The organism is Companilactobacillus sp., assembly GCF_022484265.1.
In the GTDB taxonomy this organism is placed as follows: domain Bacteria; phylum Bacillota; class Bacilli; order Lactobacillales; family Lactobacillaceae; genus Companilactobacillus.
This window is the reverse complement of record NZ_JAKVLR010000001.1, coordinates 1,120,898-1,134,953: the sequence shown is the minus strand read 5'-3', so window position 1 is coordinate 1,134,953 and position 14,056 is coordinate 1,120,898. Positions and strand designations below refer to the sequence as shown.

Annotated in this window: 16 protein-coding genes; 12 read left to right on the top strand and 4 right to left on the bottom strand. The window is 37.7% G+C overall.

Features of this window, described 5'->3' with window-relative positions:
• Positions 1-72: 72 nt before the first annotated feature.
• The 4 genes from LKF16_RS05610 (at position 73) to LKF16_RS05595 (ending at position 4,163) form a co-directional block, all read left to right on the top strand.
• On the top strand, positions 73-924 hold the full coding sequence (locus LKF16_RS05610) for a YitT family protein (RefSeq protein WP_291469469.1): 852 nt from the start codon (positions 73-75) through the stop codon (positions 922-924).
• A 153-nt stretch (positions 925-1,077) separates the two neighbouring features.
• Positions 1,078-1,929, top strand: coding sequence for a YitT family protein (locus tag LKF16_RS05605; RefSeq protein WP_291469467.1), 852 nt, complete (start codon positions 1,078-1,080; stop codon positions 1,927-1,929).
• A 238-nt stretch (positions 1,930-2,167) separates the two neighbouring features.
• The gene (gene pepI / locus LKF16_RS05600) at positions 2,168-3,052 is read left to right on the top strand and encodes a proline iminopeptidase (RefSeq protein WP_291469465.1); all 885 of its coding nucleotides are present in this window, start codon (positions 2,168-2,170) and stop codon (positions 3,050-3,052) included.
• 40 nt (positions 3,053-3,092) lie between these two features.
• A complete protein-coding gene (locus LKF16_RS05595; RefSeq protein WP_291469463.1) occupies positions 3,093-4,163 on the top strand; it encodes a M24 family metallopeptidase in 1,071 nt (356 codons plus the stop codon).
• Positions 4,164-4,230: 67 nt separating this feature from the next.
• Here the strand turns inward: LKF16_RS05595 and LKF16_RS05590 are convergent, their stop codons facing one another.
• Positions 4,231-4,866 carry an SDR family oxidoreductase gene (locus LKF16_RS05590; RefSeq protein WP_291469461.1) on the bottom strand — a complete coding sequence of 212 codons (636 nt, stop codon included), beginning with the start codon at positions 4,864-4,866 and terminating at the stop codon, positions 4,231-4,233.
• 91 nt (positions 4,867-4,957) lie between these two features.
• On the opposite strand from LKF16_RS05590, the gene LKF16_RS05585 reads away from it, so the two are divergent.
• Positions 4,958-5,722 (top strand): flavodoxin family protein, encoded by a 765-nt coding sequence (locus LKF16_RS05585; RefSeq protein ID WP_291469460.1) that lies wholly within the window; start codon positions 4,958-4,960, stop codon positions 5,720-5,722.
• 384 nt (positions 5,723-6,106) lie between these two features.
• Here the strand turns inward: LKF16_RS05585 and tpx are convergent, their stop codons facing one another.
• Positions 6,107-6,601 carry a thiol peroxidase gene (gene tpx, locus LKF16_RS05580; protein WP_291469458.1) on the bottom strand — a complete coding sequence of 165 codons (495 nt, stop codon included), beginning with the start codon at positions 6,599-6,601 and terminating at the stop codon, positions 6,107-6,109.
• Positions 6,602-6,779: 178 nt separating this feature from the next.
• Between tpx and LKF16_RS05575 the strand changes: the two genes are divergently transcribed.
• On the top strand, positions 6,780-7,433 hold the full coding sequence (locus LKF16_RS05575; protein WP_291469456.1) for a nitroreductase: 654 nt from the start codon (positions 6,780-6,782) through the stop codon (positions 7,431-7,433).
• A gap of 23 nt (positions 7,434-7,456) precedes the next feature.
• Here LKF16_RS05575 and LKF16_RS05570 read toward each other — a convergent pair whose 3' ends face one another.
• Positions 7,457-8,266 carry an SPFH domain-containing protein gene (locus LKF16_RS05570; protein ID WP_291469454.1) on the bottom strand — a complete coding sequence of 270 codons (810 nt, stop codon included), beginning with the start codon at positions 8,264-8,266 and terminating at the stop codon, positions 7,457-7,459.
• A gap of 10 nt (positions 8,267-8,276) precedes the next feature.
• Positions 8,277-8,600 carry an Arc family DNA-binding protein gene (locus LKF16_RS05565; protein ID WP_291469452.1) on the bottom strand — a complete coding sequence of 108 codons (324 nt, stop codon included), beginning with the start codon at positions 8,598-8,600 and terminating at the stop codon, positions 8,277-8,279.
• A 130-nt stretch (positions 8,601-8,730) separates the two neighbouring features.
• Here LKF16_RS05565 and LKF16_RS05560 point away from each other — a divergent pair, with 130 nt between their 5' ends.
• The 6 genes from LKF16_RS05560 to LKF16_RS05535 all read left to right on the top strand — a co-directional run bounded on the left by LKF16_RS05560 (position 8,731) and on the right by LKF16_RS05535 (position 14,013).
• Positions 8,731-9,261: a GNAT family N-acetyltransferase gene (locus LKF16_RS05560; RefSeq protein WP_291469449.1), complete on the top strand. Its 531-nt coding sequence runs from the start codon at positions 8,731-8,733 to the stop codon at positions 9,259-9,261.
• 75 nt (positions 9,262-9,336) lie between these two features.
• Positions 9,337-9,849, top strand: a complete 513-nt coding sequence (locus LKF16_RS05555; protein WP_291469447.1) for a hypothetical protein — start codon at positions 9,337-9,339, stop codon at positions 9,847-9,849.
• Positions 9,850-9,966: 117 nt separating this feature from the next.
• Positions 9,967-10,806, top strand: a complete 840-nt coding sequence (locus tag LKF16_RS05550) for a WxL domain-containing protein (protein ID WP_291469445.1) — start codon at positions 9,967-9,969, stop codon at positions 10,804-10,806.
• 98 nt (positions 10,807-10,904) lie between these two features.
• Positions 10,905-11,999 carry a DUF3324 domain-containing protein gene (locus tag LKF16_RS05545; protein WP_291469443.1) on the top strand — a complete coding sequence of 365 codons (1,095 nt, stop codon included), beginning with the start codon at positions 10,905-10,907 and terminating at the stop codon, positions 11,997-11,999.
• A gap of 9 nt (positions 12,000-12,008) precedes the next feature.
• Positions 12,009-12,989, top strand: coding sequence for a WxL protein peptidoglycan domain-containing protein (locus tag LKF16_RS05540; RefSeq protein ID WP_291472701.1), 981 nt, complete (start codon positions 12,009-12,011; stop codon positions 12,987-12,989).
• A gap of 1 nt (position 12,990) precedes the next feature.
• Positions 12,991-14,013 (top strand): DUF916 domain-containing protein, encoded by a 1,023-nt coding sequence (locus LKF16_RS05535; RefSeq protein WP_291469441.1) that lies wholly within the window; start codon positions 12,991-12,993, stop codon positions 14,011-14,013.
• The last annotated feature ends 43 nt before the right edge of the window (positions 14,014-14,056 follow it).

Genomic DNA, 14,056 nt, shown 5'->3' with positions numbered 1-14,056 from the left:
TGAAAGTATTATGTATGAATTAATATTGTAATGTTATATAATTTTTAATATTGAATTTTGGGGGTGGCTGCCATGGCTGTATTTAAAGAATATTCGAAAAAAATTTTTGCAGCGATATTTTACGGGATAACGTCTGCAATCGGTATCCAATTACTATTGCAGCCGGCGAAGATTTATACCAGTGGCGTCATGGGTGCCGCACAGTTGGTCGTAAACTTGATCAACAAATTCTCACATCTGAATACTGAAGTTTATCTTTGGTACTTCTTGTTGAACGTGCCATTAATAATTCTATCTTGGAAAAAATTAGGCAAGAAGTTTACTGTCTTATCACTAGTTTCAATTGCTGCCGCATCAATTTTTATCTTATTCATTCCGCTGCATCCAATAACTGATGATCCAATGTTAGCATCGATCTTCGGTGGCGCCATGGTCGGTGTTGGTTCTGGAATCTGTTTCCGTTACGGATTCTCGACTGGTGGAACTGATATCATCGCTTTGATTATTCAAAAGAGTCGTGGTGGAACAGTCGGACAAGTGGCATTTACCGTGAATGCCGTGATCGTTTTTATTGCCGGAATCGTCTTCGGTTGGGAGCTAGCTCTTTACACAATCATCTCGATTTTTGTAACTAATATCGTGATCGACCGAATGTACATCCAGCAACAGAAGATCACCGTCATTATCTACTCGCACCACATTGATGACATCTCCAAAGAACTATTGAAGACATTAAACCGTGGTATTACCTTGGATCACAATTTGACGGGTGCTTATTCAGGCGAACAAATTGGTTCGATGACCATGGTCTTGACGAAGTATCAACTATTCTTTGTCAAACAAACTGTGAAAAAAGTCGATCCGACTGCCTTTATCAATATCCAGCCAACCATTGGTATTATGGGTAAATTCAGCGATAATTAATTAGACAAAATAGGATCTGATCCAAATTAGGATTAGATTCTTTTTTTTAACCGTAAATTTTCTGAATTATCATTGAATTATCGGTCAATAATAGATACATTGATTTTAAGGCAACAATATATTTATTATTTCGCTCGTTATGGGGGTGCTGGTATGTCCTTATTTAAAGACTATTCAGAAAAAATTGCAGCCGCAATTTTATACGGTTTAACTTCGGCATTAGGAGTTCAGCTTTTGCTGCAGCCGTCAAAAATTTATACCGTGGGGACAATGGGTGCGGCACAGTTAGTCGTCAACCTGATCTATAAAGCGACCAACTTTAACACTGAGGTCTATTTCTGGTATTTCTTGATTAACGTACCGCTGATAATATTGGCTTGGTTGAAACTAGGAAAAAGATTTACCGTTCTATCGCTTCTGTCGATTGCCTCAGCTTCAATCTTGATTTTATTCATACCGTTACATCCAATCACACATGACCCAATGCTAGCTTCCATCTTTGGTGGAGTCTTAGTGGGAATTGGTTCCGGACTAGTGTTCCGCTACGGATTTTCTGCTGGTGGAACTGATATTATCGCCTTGATTATTCAAAAAAATCATGGTGGGACAGTTGGACAATTAGGATTTATCGTTAATGGAATCATTGTCTTGATTGCTGGATTTGTCTTCGGTTGGGAATTAGCACTATACAGTATCGTCTCGATTTTTATCACAAACATTGTGATCGACCGAATGTATATCCAACAACAAAAGATCACTGTAACAGTTTATTCGCACATGATCGACGAAATAGCTAAGAAGCTGTTGGACAGTTTGAACCGTGGTATCACGATCGACTACAATTTGACCGGAGCATACTCAGGCGAGCAAATCGGTTCGATGACGATGGTTTTGACCAAGTATCAATTATTCTTCGTTAAAAAGACCGTCAATAAAATGGATCCGAATGCTTTTATCAACATTCAGCCAACGCTTGAAATTATGGGTAAATTTAATGATAACTAGTAGAGTGCGACAAAACATGGTCAAATCTCGAACATAACCTAAAGAAGGTATCTAATTCGTTTTTTTGAATTAGATACCTTTTTGTAGTTAGGCGGAGGTATTTATGTTTGGTTGCACGTTTATGATACAGAATACTTGAAAAATTGGCATCGTTTACAAAAATATTTGTAAAATGTACACTTAAATTCAGATGCACCATTATCAGCATTGTTAGAAATCCAATTTAGAGGGTGACAAATTGCAGGTCCAAGAAGGTTACATGCCATATCTGGGATACCAGACGTATTATCGGATCGTTGGCAAACAAGAAAATAACAAGAAACCACTAGTTTTACTGCATGGTGGACCAGGTTCAACTCATAATTATTTTGAACTTTTAGATAATATGGCAGTCGACGGCCGACAGATCATCATGTATGACCAGTTAGGCTGTGGTAAGTCGGCAGTTCCGTCTAACCCTTCGCTTTGGAAAAAAGAGACGTGGGCGAACGAACTAATTCAACTGAGGGACTATCTTGATTTAGATGAGATCCACTTGTTGGGGCAGTCGTGGGGCGGCATGTTGGCCTTCATCTACATGTGTGATTACCACCCCAAAGGTATCAAGAGCTTGATCTTGTCAGGAACGTTGCCGTCAGCGAAACTCTGGGCACAAGAGCAACATCGAATGATCAATAATTTTATGTCGCCAGAGGATAAGGCTGCCATTAAAAAAGCAGAACAGACTGGCAACTACAATGATCCGGCATACATCAAAGCAAACGCCTTGTATATGGAACAACACGCGGCCGCTACGCCAACCGCAAATTCGCCTGAACCGCTGAGACGAAAGAAAGTAGCTGGAACCGAAAGTTATCTGACTGCTTGGGGTCCGAATGAATACTCGCCTGAAGGAACTTTGAGAGATTATGATTATTTAGACCAGATGAAAGATATTCAGGTACCAACTTTGATCACCAGTGGCATCAACGATTTATGTACGCCGTTGATTGCAAAAACTATGTATGATGGTATTCCTAATTCAAAATGGGAACTATTTGCGCACAGCCGCCACATGCCATTCGTTGAAGAAAATGCCAAGTACGAACAAATTTTAACTAAGTGGTTAGATGAAAATGACTAAATCGGTTTTTTAAAAAATTGGACCAAGGGGATATGTAAACATGTTAAATGAATCAAAGATCCGCGAATATTTGAAAAAAGAGAATTTGGATGCTTTCTTTATGGCTAAACGGGAAAATATCCGTTTCACGAGTGGTTGGACTGGAGACGATTCCTATTTGCTATTAACTAAAGATGGTCAATATTTCTTCACCGACCCACGCTACACTGAACAAGCTGAGTTAGAAATTCCCGATTATGAGATCATCAACTGGCGTTTTCCTGGTAAAACAGTGGGCGATTCGGTTGCCAAGGTAGTTGCTGATCATAACATTAAGTCAATTGCTTTTGAAGACGATTATTTGACTTACGACATGTACGCCGACTTCAAAAATAAAGTTCACGCAGAATTAGTTCAAGCTGGTGGCATCATTGACCGGATGCGAGTTATCAAATCGCCACAAGAAATCGAATACGCTCGAATTGCTTGTGAGATTTCTTGTCGAGCTTATCACAGAATTCTCGAAGACATTCACGTTGGTGCGACCGAAAAGGAATTGGCCATGAGACTGGCTCTCTACATGACGCAAGAGGGGGCCGACAACCAGCCTTACGGAAATATTCTGATTTCGGGAACGAAGACTTCATTGCTGCACGGAATTTCTGACAGCAAGGCAATTGAATATGGGGACTTAGTTTTGATGGACTTTGGCTGCCAGTACAAGGGTTATATGTCAGATATGACAAGAACAATTGTGGTCGGCAAGGCAACTGACAAGCAAAAGGAAGTTTATAACTATACTCGCCAAAGCCTTGAAGCAGTTGAAAAAATGTTGAAGGCAGGAGTCAATTACAAAGATACTTATCCTGAATCCCTCAAACCATTGGAAGGTACCGAATACGGTCCACTAACTTATAACAAGATTGGACACAGCATCGGACTATTCGTGCACGAAGAACCGTTATTAGCTGTCGACTATGATGATCTGATCGATGCAAATACTGTTTTAACAGTCGAACCAGGCATTTACATTCCTGGTTGGGGCGGTATTCGTTTGGAAGACCAAGGATTAGTTACGGAAGATGGATTTGAAAACATGATCAGCATCTCGCATGACTTGATCGAACTGTAAAAAAATTTTTCAATCAAAAAAGGCTATTTCTAAACGTCATTGACGAATAGAGATAGCCTTATTTTAATTACTTGATAACATTTGCGATTGGCTCGTCGCCACTAGCAAATTCATATTCTTTTTTAATTGTTGAAGGTGTTTCGATTGCTTGAACGATAGTTTTAGCAACATCGATACGAGGTACGGATCCGCCGTCTTTAGACAACTTGATCTTGCCAACTGATTCTTCATCAGTTAACAAGCCTGGATGTAAGATCGTGTAATCGAGGTCAGTTCCACGAAGATGTTCATCAGCGTAGTGTTTAGCAATGTAGTAAGGTCTAATGCCTGATGCTTCCCACTTGCTGCGGTCTTCGCTGTACATTGCACTGACCATGATATAACGTTTGATGCCAGCTGCTTCAGCAACCATCATCGTCTTGATCGCACCATCTAGGTCGATTTCCATTGTTAAGTCGTAACCAGCGCCACCAGCACCGGCAGTGAAGACGAGAACGTCCGCACCAGATGCGATGATCGAGTCGTGGATGTCGTCTAATGAACCAGTCAAGTCGATGTATTGTGTAGGGATGTTGTTAGCTTGATAAGCCTTAATTTGTTCCTCGCTGCGCAAACCCGCCACAAAATCAATATTGTGTGATTGTAATTCGCCAATTAATAAATGTCCAACTTTGCCATGTGCTCCAATAATAAGTACTTTCATAACAATACCTCCCATTATCTTTACTTTAACAACAAAAATTCTATTTTGCTAGTAATAAGAATATCGTTATAATTAAACCTAGGAGGGTAATATGAAAATATTAGGTATATTAGCGTCACATAAGGAACATGGCCTTAATGCCCAAATGTTAGAGCATGTTCTCGATAATGTTGACTCGGGAGTCGAAACAGAAACAATTTATTTAGAAAATTACAACATTACGCCACACAAGTATCATGAAGAAAATCCAGTCCTCGATGAATTAGCAAATAAGCTAATGGAGAGCGATGTTTGGGTGTTTTCTGCTCCAACTTATTGGCGCGAATGTCCAGGCCTTTTAAAAAATTTCTTTGACTGCATGCGTCCAAAGTTCGTCTACTTCAAAGATAATGGCGATACGATCCCTGGACCATTCAAAGATAAGCATTACATGAGTATTTCATCGTGCTACATGAGTACGACTGAAAACTTTTTAACCGGAATTACTGACGAGACCTTCAAGACCATTGATCGTGTCATGTCAGCAGCAGGGGTTATCAAAGTCGGGGAATTAGTATTACCCAACACGTTTGGTATGAAAGAAATACCTGAAAAGAAAATCAAGCTATGCAAAAAGTTTGGTCATAAGATTTCGAAAAAACAAGAAAAGGATGATTCAACCGTGAAAAGATATATTCAACTATTCTTCATGATTGCCGTTATGGCATTGGTCACAATGGGAATTCAAATACCACTCAAAGCTATTATGCCAATGAATAATTTTTGGGTAAGCTATGTTAGTTTTGTGGTGATCTTCTTTGTTCTACTCGCAGTGATCTTGCACTGGGTAACATTTGTTAAGCACCGTCGTAGATAATTTATTTAAAGTTCACAATTGTAATTTCGATAAATCACATTTAACAAGCGATAAATGAAACGGCTAAAAAAATGTTCAAAGTATTTCCTATTAAAAAGGAAACTTTGAACATTTTTTGTTGTCTTGTTTGTTTGACTTTAGAATTTGAGATAAAGATTATGGTGTACTAAAAAAGACTAATCATTTAGATTAGTCTCACCGTAAAACTATCCATATAGTGAAAGATTGATTGAGGTCACAGGGTGCAACCTGTGGTTTCTGCCGTTTATGGACACACTATAGTTATTCAGGAATTCAAATCAATTATCTAGAGATTACCAAAAGAAAAAGAATCATACCAACAAGGGATGATCCTTTGAAAAAGTCCTTATCAACTTTAGTTGATTAGTTCATTTCGTTGATTTGATCCAGAACCTTGTCATATGAAGGTTCATTAGTTTCTTCCTTCAATATTTCTGAGTAGAGGATTTGTTTGTTCTTATCAACTACCCAAACTGAACGAGCTAAAATACCTAATGAATCGATCAATAGACCAGTTTTGTTACCAAAGTCATGGTCAGCATCTGAAAGCATCTTCATGTTCTTAACGCCTTCGGCTGCACACCAATGACTTTGCTCTTCAACAGTATTCTTTGAAATAGTCACAAAGTTGATCTCGGTATGACCATCGACCTCACTGTTGAATTTCTTTGTTTGAAGACTGCAAACGCTGGTATTGATATCAGGAACTACACTGATCAAGACTGGCTTGTCCAACAAACTAGACAACTCAACTTTATTTCCATCCTTATCAGTCACAGTAAAATCAGGGAAAACGTCACCAACTAGCGGTGGTTGACCTACTGTAGAAACTGCCTCGCCTTTAAATGTCACATCCATAAAATTCACACCTTCCTTTTACGAAATAATTATAGAGTAAATTGATAAAAAAACACAGAAATATGATTACGAAATCAATTCGAAAGTTTGCTAATAATATAATTGCGATTATACTTAAGACCGTAAAACCTCAATACTTAAAACTTAAACATTTTTTGAATGGAGAGATGAGTTTTTAATGAAAAATAGTATCATTTATCGTCGCAGATCTGTTAGGACATTTACTAATAAGGAAGTTACAGACAAGCTGATCAAGGAAATTATCACCGATGCTAAACGGGCGCCTTCTTGGCAAAACGCGCAACCTTGGCACGTGTATGTTGCTAAAGAAAATAAATTGGATCAGATCAAAGAAATCTCAAAGCAAAATGAACGTGATGGGAAAAAGGGAGAGCCAGAATTGACTGTTCCACATTCCTCTGACCGCTCAGAATTGTCGAAAGCAAACATCGAAGAGTGGGAGAAGTCAGTCCATTCTGCTTTTATCACTAGTGACGGTGCAGATCGAGCCCTAAAGGATGCTAATCACAACTTCTTTTTTGCACCAGCAGTCGCTTGGGTGACAGTGGAAGCTAATGCCAGTGAATTTACCATCTTTGATGCCGGAGCATTCTCGGAAAATTTGATGTTAGCTGCAAAGGAATACGGAGTTGACTCCATGCCGGCTTATCAATTAATTAAATATCCTGATGATATTCGAAAAATTTTGGAGATTCCTCAGGACCAAAAAATAATTATCGGTATTGCCTTAGGATATGCGGATGACAGTGATTTAAACCGCATCCTAACAAAACGAGCACCAACTGACGAAATTTTAACGATACAAAAATAGCAGCTCATTGAGCCGCTATTTTTTTAGCTATTTTCAAGCATTTTCTTAATTACTGGAATTTTGCCTAATTCGCCAATATTTTCGCCAGAAACTACTACTGTATTAGAACTGGAATTTGCCAATTCGCTAAATGCGTTGATCGACTGGTTTTGGAAATAGCCAGCCTTAGCGTTGTTCAAACTGTCGTTCATTTGTTCGATCCGGTAACGTTCAGCATCAGCTTTAGTTCTAGTTGCTTTAGCTTGGGCATTGGCGGTGGCGATCAAAGCGTCATTTTTAGCCTTAGTAGTTAACTCGATACTCTTGGCTTCACCTTCAGCTTTAGCAATTGCAGCGATTCTTTCACGGTCAGCCTTTAATTGCTTATCCATGGAATCTTGAATTGAAGCAGTAGGTTTTAATTCGTCAATATTGATTCGATCGACATTGATACCGTAAGTGTTAGTTAAGTCGCCGATGGCACTGGCAAGTTCTTGGTTGATCTTCGAAGTTGAACCCAAGGCTTGGTTCAAGTCCATACGGCCAATGATGTCACGCAAGTGTCCACGGACTAGTTGTGACATTGATTCAACGGAGTCAGTATTTTCATAACGATATTTAACCGCATCAGTTACATGATAATTGAGAGTCAGACTAGCTCGTACATCAGCATTATCCTTAGTAATGATCGAGTAGTCGGGAAGCTTGAGCGGATTCATTGCCAAGCTGACTGGATAGATTTTTTGAATGAAAGGAATGTAAAAATGCATTCCTGCATCGACACTATGATGATATTTACCTAGTAATTCCACTAATCCTTTATGATTTTGATGAACTATTTTTATACCAAACATATTAATCTCCTTATTTTAATTCCTCTAAAGTAAGAATATTTCCAGTTGCTTCTATTATAGTGTACAAACGATCCTGATTTACCGACTTAACGTTTGATAGAATGTATCGATAGTAAATACCATTGACTGATACTAGGCCACTGTCTGTAAGAATCTCACTCCCTTGAATTGTTCGGCCTACAAACTGACGGTGTTCTAAAGTTTCTTCCTTGGTGCTTTCCTCCAAGAGGTGCACAATGTAGTTATTAACGCTGCGACTCTCAGATTTGGCACGGTTAGCAACTTGATCATAGAGCGTTTGATCTAACCTTAATAAGAATTTTTTATCTGCCATATCATAATGATATCATTGTGATATCACTTTGCAAATTCAACGCACTGTGTGATTTCTTCAAATGGTAAATTGCTTACATAAAATGATAATTGTTTACATAACAAAATAATAATATGAAAAGAGACTGAAAATGGATTTAACTGGTGATAGAATTGAGATCAGAAATTTTAAAGAAAATGACTTCGATACATTCTATAAACTTACCAAGGATGCTGACAACCACAACCTTGCTGGTTTGGAATACGCAGAAGATATTCATAAATCAAAAAATATTTTTAATAAATATTTAGTTCTTGCCAACACCTACGTAATTGCTTTAAAATCGAGTCACCGAATGTTAGGCATTATCGAGCTGAACGAAAGAGGAATATCTAATGGTTTAGATAAGACTCGAGAAATTGGATTTGTTATCTCCAAAGAGTTTCGAGGTCATGGTTACGCTACAGAAGCGATTCAGGTCTTATTAGATTACTCATTCAAAATTCTTCATCTTTCGGAGGTTTGGGCATCGGTCAAGGTTGATAATATGGCTCCTCAATCCATTCTTACGAAAATGGGATTCAAATATATCTATCAAGTCAGTCAAGATCCATTACACCTGGAAGATAGTGAGAATGTTTTGAAATATTATTTGCTGAAAAATACACAACAGGGGAATTAATAAAAAATCCTCGTATTTTTTTATTAATTTATTTATCACTCGATAAGTGAAATGTGCTAGGAGAGAGGTGTGTTCATGTTGCGAAAAAGATCGAGACGGAAATCGGTCAACCGAAAGAACATCAGTCTGGTATTCGTATGTTGTGCAATTGTAGTCGGAATTGTCGGTGGATTGAGCTTGAATATGGTCCAGTCATCGCCAAGTCACAATAACCCATCTTTTTTAGAAGGATCGGGTTCAATGACTAAGACATCTGACGCATCAGTAGAAGTTTACGATGACAGAGATGATGAAGGGCACAAACGTCCAGGGACAACCAATCCAGGTGGTGGTTCAGTAACAAATCCAGGATCAAGGCCAGGAGGTTCAACTGGCCATGGACCGAATGCTGGTTCGCAAGTAGGGATGCGTCCAGTAAGTAACAATGCCAGTGGAGATGATACTCCATCAGTCATAGTAGATGGATATGGGCACAATAAGTTTCCACAAACCGGAGAAGCTAGAGATTATTTAACACAGATCGGTGTGGCTTTAATGGGGAGCCTGTTGATGATAATTCGTTTTGGTAGGCGAATAAAAGTTTTTTAATATCAAATATAGGTTCAAAATTATAAAAAAATATTCGAATTTTATGCTTTAAAACGTGATTTTATTCTGCTAATATTCGATACGTGTTAGAAAAAAATTCTAGGGAGGAATTTTAACATGAAATTTTCAAAAACAGCTTTAGTAAGTTCAATGGCTCTATGCGGTATCACATTAGGTGCCGTTGCTCCAACAACAGTAAGTGCTGCTACATCAGCAGGATCAATTGTAAATGGTGATTACCAAGAGGGAGTTACTTATAACAAGAACTTGAATAATGATGATTGGGTTAATGCAACGGATAAACAAAGCGCATATGCAAAATCTGATGCAAACGTAACTGTCGTTTCAGGATTTTTAACTCTTGATTCAGTTCCTGATTTCAGTTTTGGCCGTGCTATTGCAGGGAAAACAGTTGATTTACACCAAGGTCATTCAGAAATTAATGATGATGGTAATACTGAAGGTAATTTACAAGTAACAGAATCACGATCTGATAAAACTGAAACAAAGAACAATGGATTTACGGTTAGTGCACAATTAGCAAAATTTACAGGTGCAGATACAAGTAAATCTGTAGATGGCTTCAAACTTAATCTTAATCCTGTAGATTTAATTGATGTGAATTCAGGGAAATCAGCAAATATTAAGACTCAACAAGTAACATTGATGGGTGAAGATACAAACCCATCCACTGTTTTGAATGTTAAATCTACTGATAATCTTTTAGGTACTTATAAAGCGCAATTCAATCAGTCAAAAGATGCATCATTATTTGTGCCTCAAAAAGCTAGCCTTGATCAGGATAAGAAAAATACATTAGGTATTTATAAAGGTGTTATAACATGGACATTAGCAACAGGTGCTGGTATAACCGGTAATGAAAATCCTGTAGAACCAGATACAAGTTCTGATCAACAACAAGGTCAAACACCAAACCAAACTACCCCTAAGGCTTAATTTTTTAATATAAACAAAATTGTACGTTAAAAGCCACTACTTTCTAGTAGTGGCTTTTAATTGCAAATGACACTTATGAAATTAAATGGAGGAATCAAATGAAGTTTATTTTGAAAAGTACAATATTCATATTATCTTTGATAATCGCGTCATTTTTTACAATGCAATTGAACTCAGCATATGCAGGAACATCTGGCGACTATACACTTAAACCGGTAGAAAGTGAAAACTCAAAAGTTAATGTAGATGGAGGGTTTTATTCCGTAAAGGGAAATCCAGGTGAAATTGTTGAGATAAAAGTTGCCGTTTATAATTTTGAAAAAGATGAACGTCAGTTTCTTATTCAGGGTAATACTGCCTATACCAACAGTGATGGGCAACCTGGCTATGATTTAACTAAAGTAACAGATCCAAATTTAAAAATACAATTACGTGATTTGTTTTCAAATAATAAAAAAATCGTGAATATTCCTGGAAATTCAAATGCCGTTGTTACATTAAAGCTTAAGATTCCGTCAGAGAAATACATTGGATATTTAATGGGGGGAGTAAATGTTGTTCCATACAACGAAAAAGCAAAGGGTACTGTTACTGAAAACGGTACATTAATTAAAAATAAATTCAGTTATTCCCTCCCTATTCAGTTAATTCAAACTGGGGCTAATACAGAAGATGTCAACTATAAAATAAATTCAGTCAAGCCACAGATCATTGATGGGTCATCAGGTAAACAAATAGGGGTTGCTGCAAGAGTCTCTAATACGAATAATGCGTATATACCTGGACTTTCTTCAAATGCTGTTATTACCAAATATGGGAATAAAAAATTTAAAATGACTGCATCCAGAGATAACCAATCAATTGCACCAACTTCTCACTATAATTACATGGTTAGTTGGGGTAAAGAAAGATTACAAGCAGGTAAATATCACATCAAATTAACATACTCTGGTAATGGTGTCAGAACTTGGGTTCTTGATAAGGACTTCGTGATCACTGATGCTCAAGCTGCTAAGTATAACAATTTAGCTGGTATTAAACCTAATTACCTCTGGCTCTGGATCTTATTAGCTATTCTTCTATTAGCATTGATTCTTGGTCTTGGTATTTACATGGGTAAGAGAAATAACAAGGACAATGGTAACAACAATCAATTGAGTTCAAATTCAAGAAGACGTCGTCGTCGCCGTTAATTATTGAAGATGATAAGTAGAAAACTTGCTGCTGCTTTAATTGCGGTCTTTAGTTTGATTATGATATTTAGTCTGAATATTCAGGATGTCAAAGCGGATATTCGCAGTGTTTCTGTAACTCCGCTGGTAGATGATTCGCAAGACCCAGATCGGTTCGATATTTCTGGTGAACCTGGCGATCAGAAGGAACTTCATCTTTCTGTGACTAACTTTGGACTGGAAACCCTAGATTTACGAGTTCAACCGACTAATGCAACTACTAGTCCTGAAGGGAAACTAGACTTCAGCGACAAAGTTGTTGCAGGAGATTATGGACTAAAATATGCCTTTGCCGATATGACTAAAGGTAAGACTATTCGGCTGGAAAAAAATGAGACTAAGGATCTGACTTTTAAAGTAACGTTACCCGACAAACAATTGTATGGGACTATCATTGGTGGCCTAGATGTTTACGACATCAAACACCCCAATGATGGGCATTCTGGAGTTGGCGTGTATTTTGATACGATACCTGCCGATGATAATCACAAGATCAAATTTCAAGGTATTACCCCAGAGGTTCATAATCAGCAACCTTATTTGATGGTCAACTTGGCCAACTATCAGGCTGCTACGATGAAGAATATGATCGTCCAAGTAAAAATCAAAAAGAACAATTGGTGGAATAAATTAGGTATCGACAACCATACGGATGTTGCTGATGTTAATTTTTCAAAAATTGCTCCCAATTCTCGGATCCCGATTGAATTTAATCAAAAGCAGACTCCTATTCAACCTGGTGAATATCTAGTTGAGGGGACTGCGAAAAATGGCCGAGATACTTGGAGATTTAAAGAAAACGTTCATGTGGAAGCTAAGGCTGCCGACATGGTCAACCAAGCTTCGAAAAATCTAATTTACGACAAAACTGGTTTGTATGTCAGCATCATTGGTATATTAGCCGCGGTGATCGTACTAGTGTTTTGGGGTATTGCGTATCAAAGGAGATAATATGAAAAAATGTTCGATCTGGTTATCGCTGTTCTTCGGATTGTTGACGATGATGTTCGTCAATCAGACCTCTCTTGCAGCTGATGACAATAATAAATCTTATTCGGTGCAAGCTATTTTGCCGGATAATCAGTTAAATAAAGATGTGTCTTATTATGACTTGCAAGTCACACCGAAGAAATCACAAACGCTTGATCTAGTGATTTTTAATACTGGTAGTAAACCAATCGAAGTCGAGACCGAGATCAATAATGCCTATACAACTGATAGTGCTACGATTGGTTACGATAAATTTTCTGCTAAGACTTACAAGAGCGACAATCCATCGTTGTCATCATTAGTTGAAGGCAAGCGTAAGAAAACTGTTACGATTGATGCAAATTCAAGTAAGAAAGTTTCATTTATTGTAAATTCTCCCAAAAAAGATTTTTCAGGGATTATTCTTGGTGGCGTTACTACAACTGCCATCGTGAATGATTCTAAATCAGATAAAATTGACGTTGCTAATCAGATTCGTTACGTCAAAGGTGTCGTGCTGCACTCAAAGCCTGATCAAGTTGATCCAAATATGAATTTGGAAAGTGCTGCTCCACGAGCAATCAATGAAGCAGTTGGGCTAGGTTATTCGTTGAACAATTTAGCTCCGATCAATATCAATGAAGTTTCTGTTAAGGCTGTTATCAGCCATAAGGGAATGAAAGATATCAACTATAGTGCGGACAATCTCCAAATTGCTCCGGATTCTAAATTCAATTATTTCATTCCGATTAAGCATTTAAAGCCTGGTATTTATACGACTAAACTTACTTTTACTAGTAAGTCTGGCTATACCAAGACTTTCAATAACAAACTTCAAGTTTCTCAAGGTAAAATCGACGCCTTAAATGAATCTTCTCAAGAAACTACTTCAAGTAAGACTTTGATCATGTGGATTGCTGGATTGTTTGGCGTGTTAGTTGTTGCATTGTGGGTATTCATGTATATGACTGGTAAGAGAATCGGATTTAAAAAGAAAGATAAGTAATAATTGTTACTTAAATAAACTACGAAAAAATTGCATCCTATTT

Excerpts from the sequence above, each read along its gene's own strand:
- LKF16_RS05590 (WP_291469461.1), bottom strand. The coding sequence starts at position 4,866 with ATGAAAGTACTTATTATTGGAGCACATGGCAAAGTTGGACATTTATTA.
- LKF16_RS05610 (WP_291469469.1), top strand. The coding sequence starts at position 73 with ATGGCTGTATTTAAAGAATATTCGAAAAAAATTTTTGCAGCGATATTT.
- LKF16_RS05575 (WP_291469456.1), top strand. The coding sequence starts at position 6,780 with ATGAAAAATAGTATCATTTATCGTCGCAGATCTGTTAGGACATTTACT.
- LKF16_RS05540 (WP_291472701.1), top strand. The coding sequence starts at position 12,009 with ATGATAAGTAGAAAACTTGCTGCTGCTTTAATTGCGGTCTTTAGTTTG.
- LKF16_RS05550 (WP_291469445.1), top strand. The coding sequence starts at position 9,967 with ATGAAATTTTCAAAAACAGCTTTAGTAAGTTCAATGGCTCTATGCGGT.
- LKF16_RS05545 (WP_291469443.1), top strand. The coding sequence starts at position 10,905 with ATGAAGTTTATTTTGAAAAGTACAATATTCATATTATCTTTGATAATC.
- tpx (WP_291469458.1), bottom strand. The coding sequence starts at position 6,601 with ATGGATGTGACATTTAAAGGCGAGGCAGTTTCTACAGTAGGTCAACCA.
- LKF16_RS05585 (WP_291469460.1), top strand. The coding sequence starts at position 4,958 with ATGAAAATATTAGGTATATTAGCGTCACATAAGGAACATGGCCTTAAT.
- LKF16_RS05560 (WP_291469449.1), top strand. The coding sequence starts at position 8,731 with ATGGATTTAACTGGTGATAGAATTGAGATCAGAAATTTTAAAGAAAAT.
- LKF16_RS05595 (WP_291469463.1), top strand. The coding sequence starts at position 3,093 with ATGTTAAATGAATCAAAGATCCGCGAATATTTGAAAAAAGAGAATTTG.
- LKF16_RS05570 (WP_291469454.1), bottom strand. The coding sequence starts at position 8,266 with ATGTTTGGTATAAAAATAGTTCATCAAAATCATAAAGGATTAGTGGAA.
- LKF16_RS05555 (WP_291469447.1), top strand. The coding sequence starts at position 9,337 with ATGTTGCGAAAAAGATCGAGACGGAAATCGGTCAACCGAAAGAACATC.
- LKF16_RS05535 (WP_291469441.1), top strand. The coding sequence starts at position 12,991 with ATGAAAAAATGTTCGATCTGGTTATCGCTGTTCTTCGGATTGTTGACG.
- LKF16_RS05605 (WP_291469467.1), top strand. The coding sequence starts at position 1,078 with ATGTCCTTATTTAAAGACTATTCAGAAAAAATTGCAGCCGCAATTTTA.
- LKF16_RS05565 (WP_291469452.1), bottom strand. The coding sequence starts at position 8,600 with ATGGCAGATAAAAAATTCTTATTAAGGTTAGATCAAACGCTCTATGAT.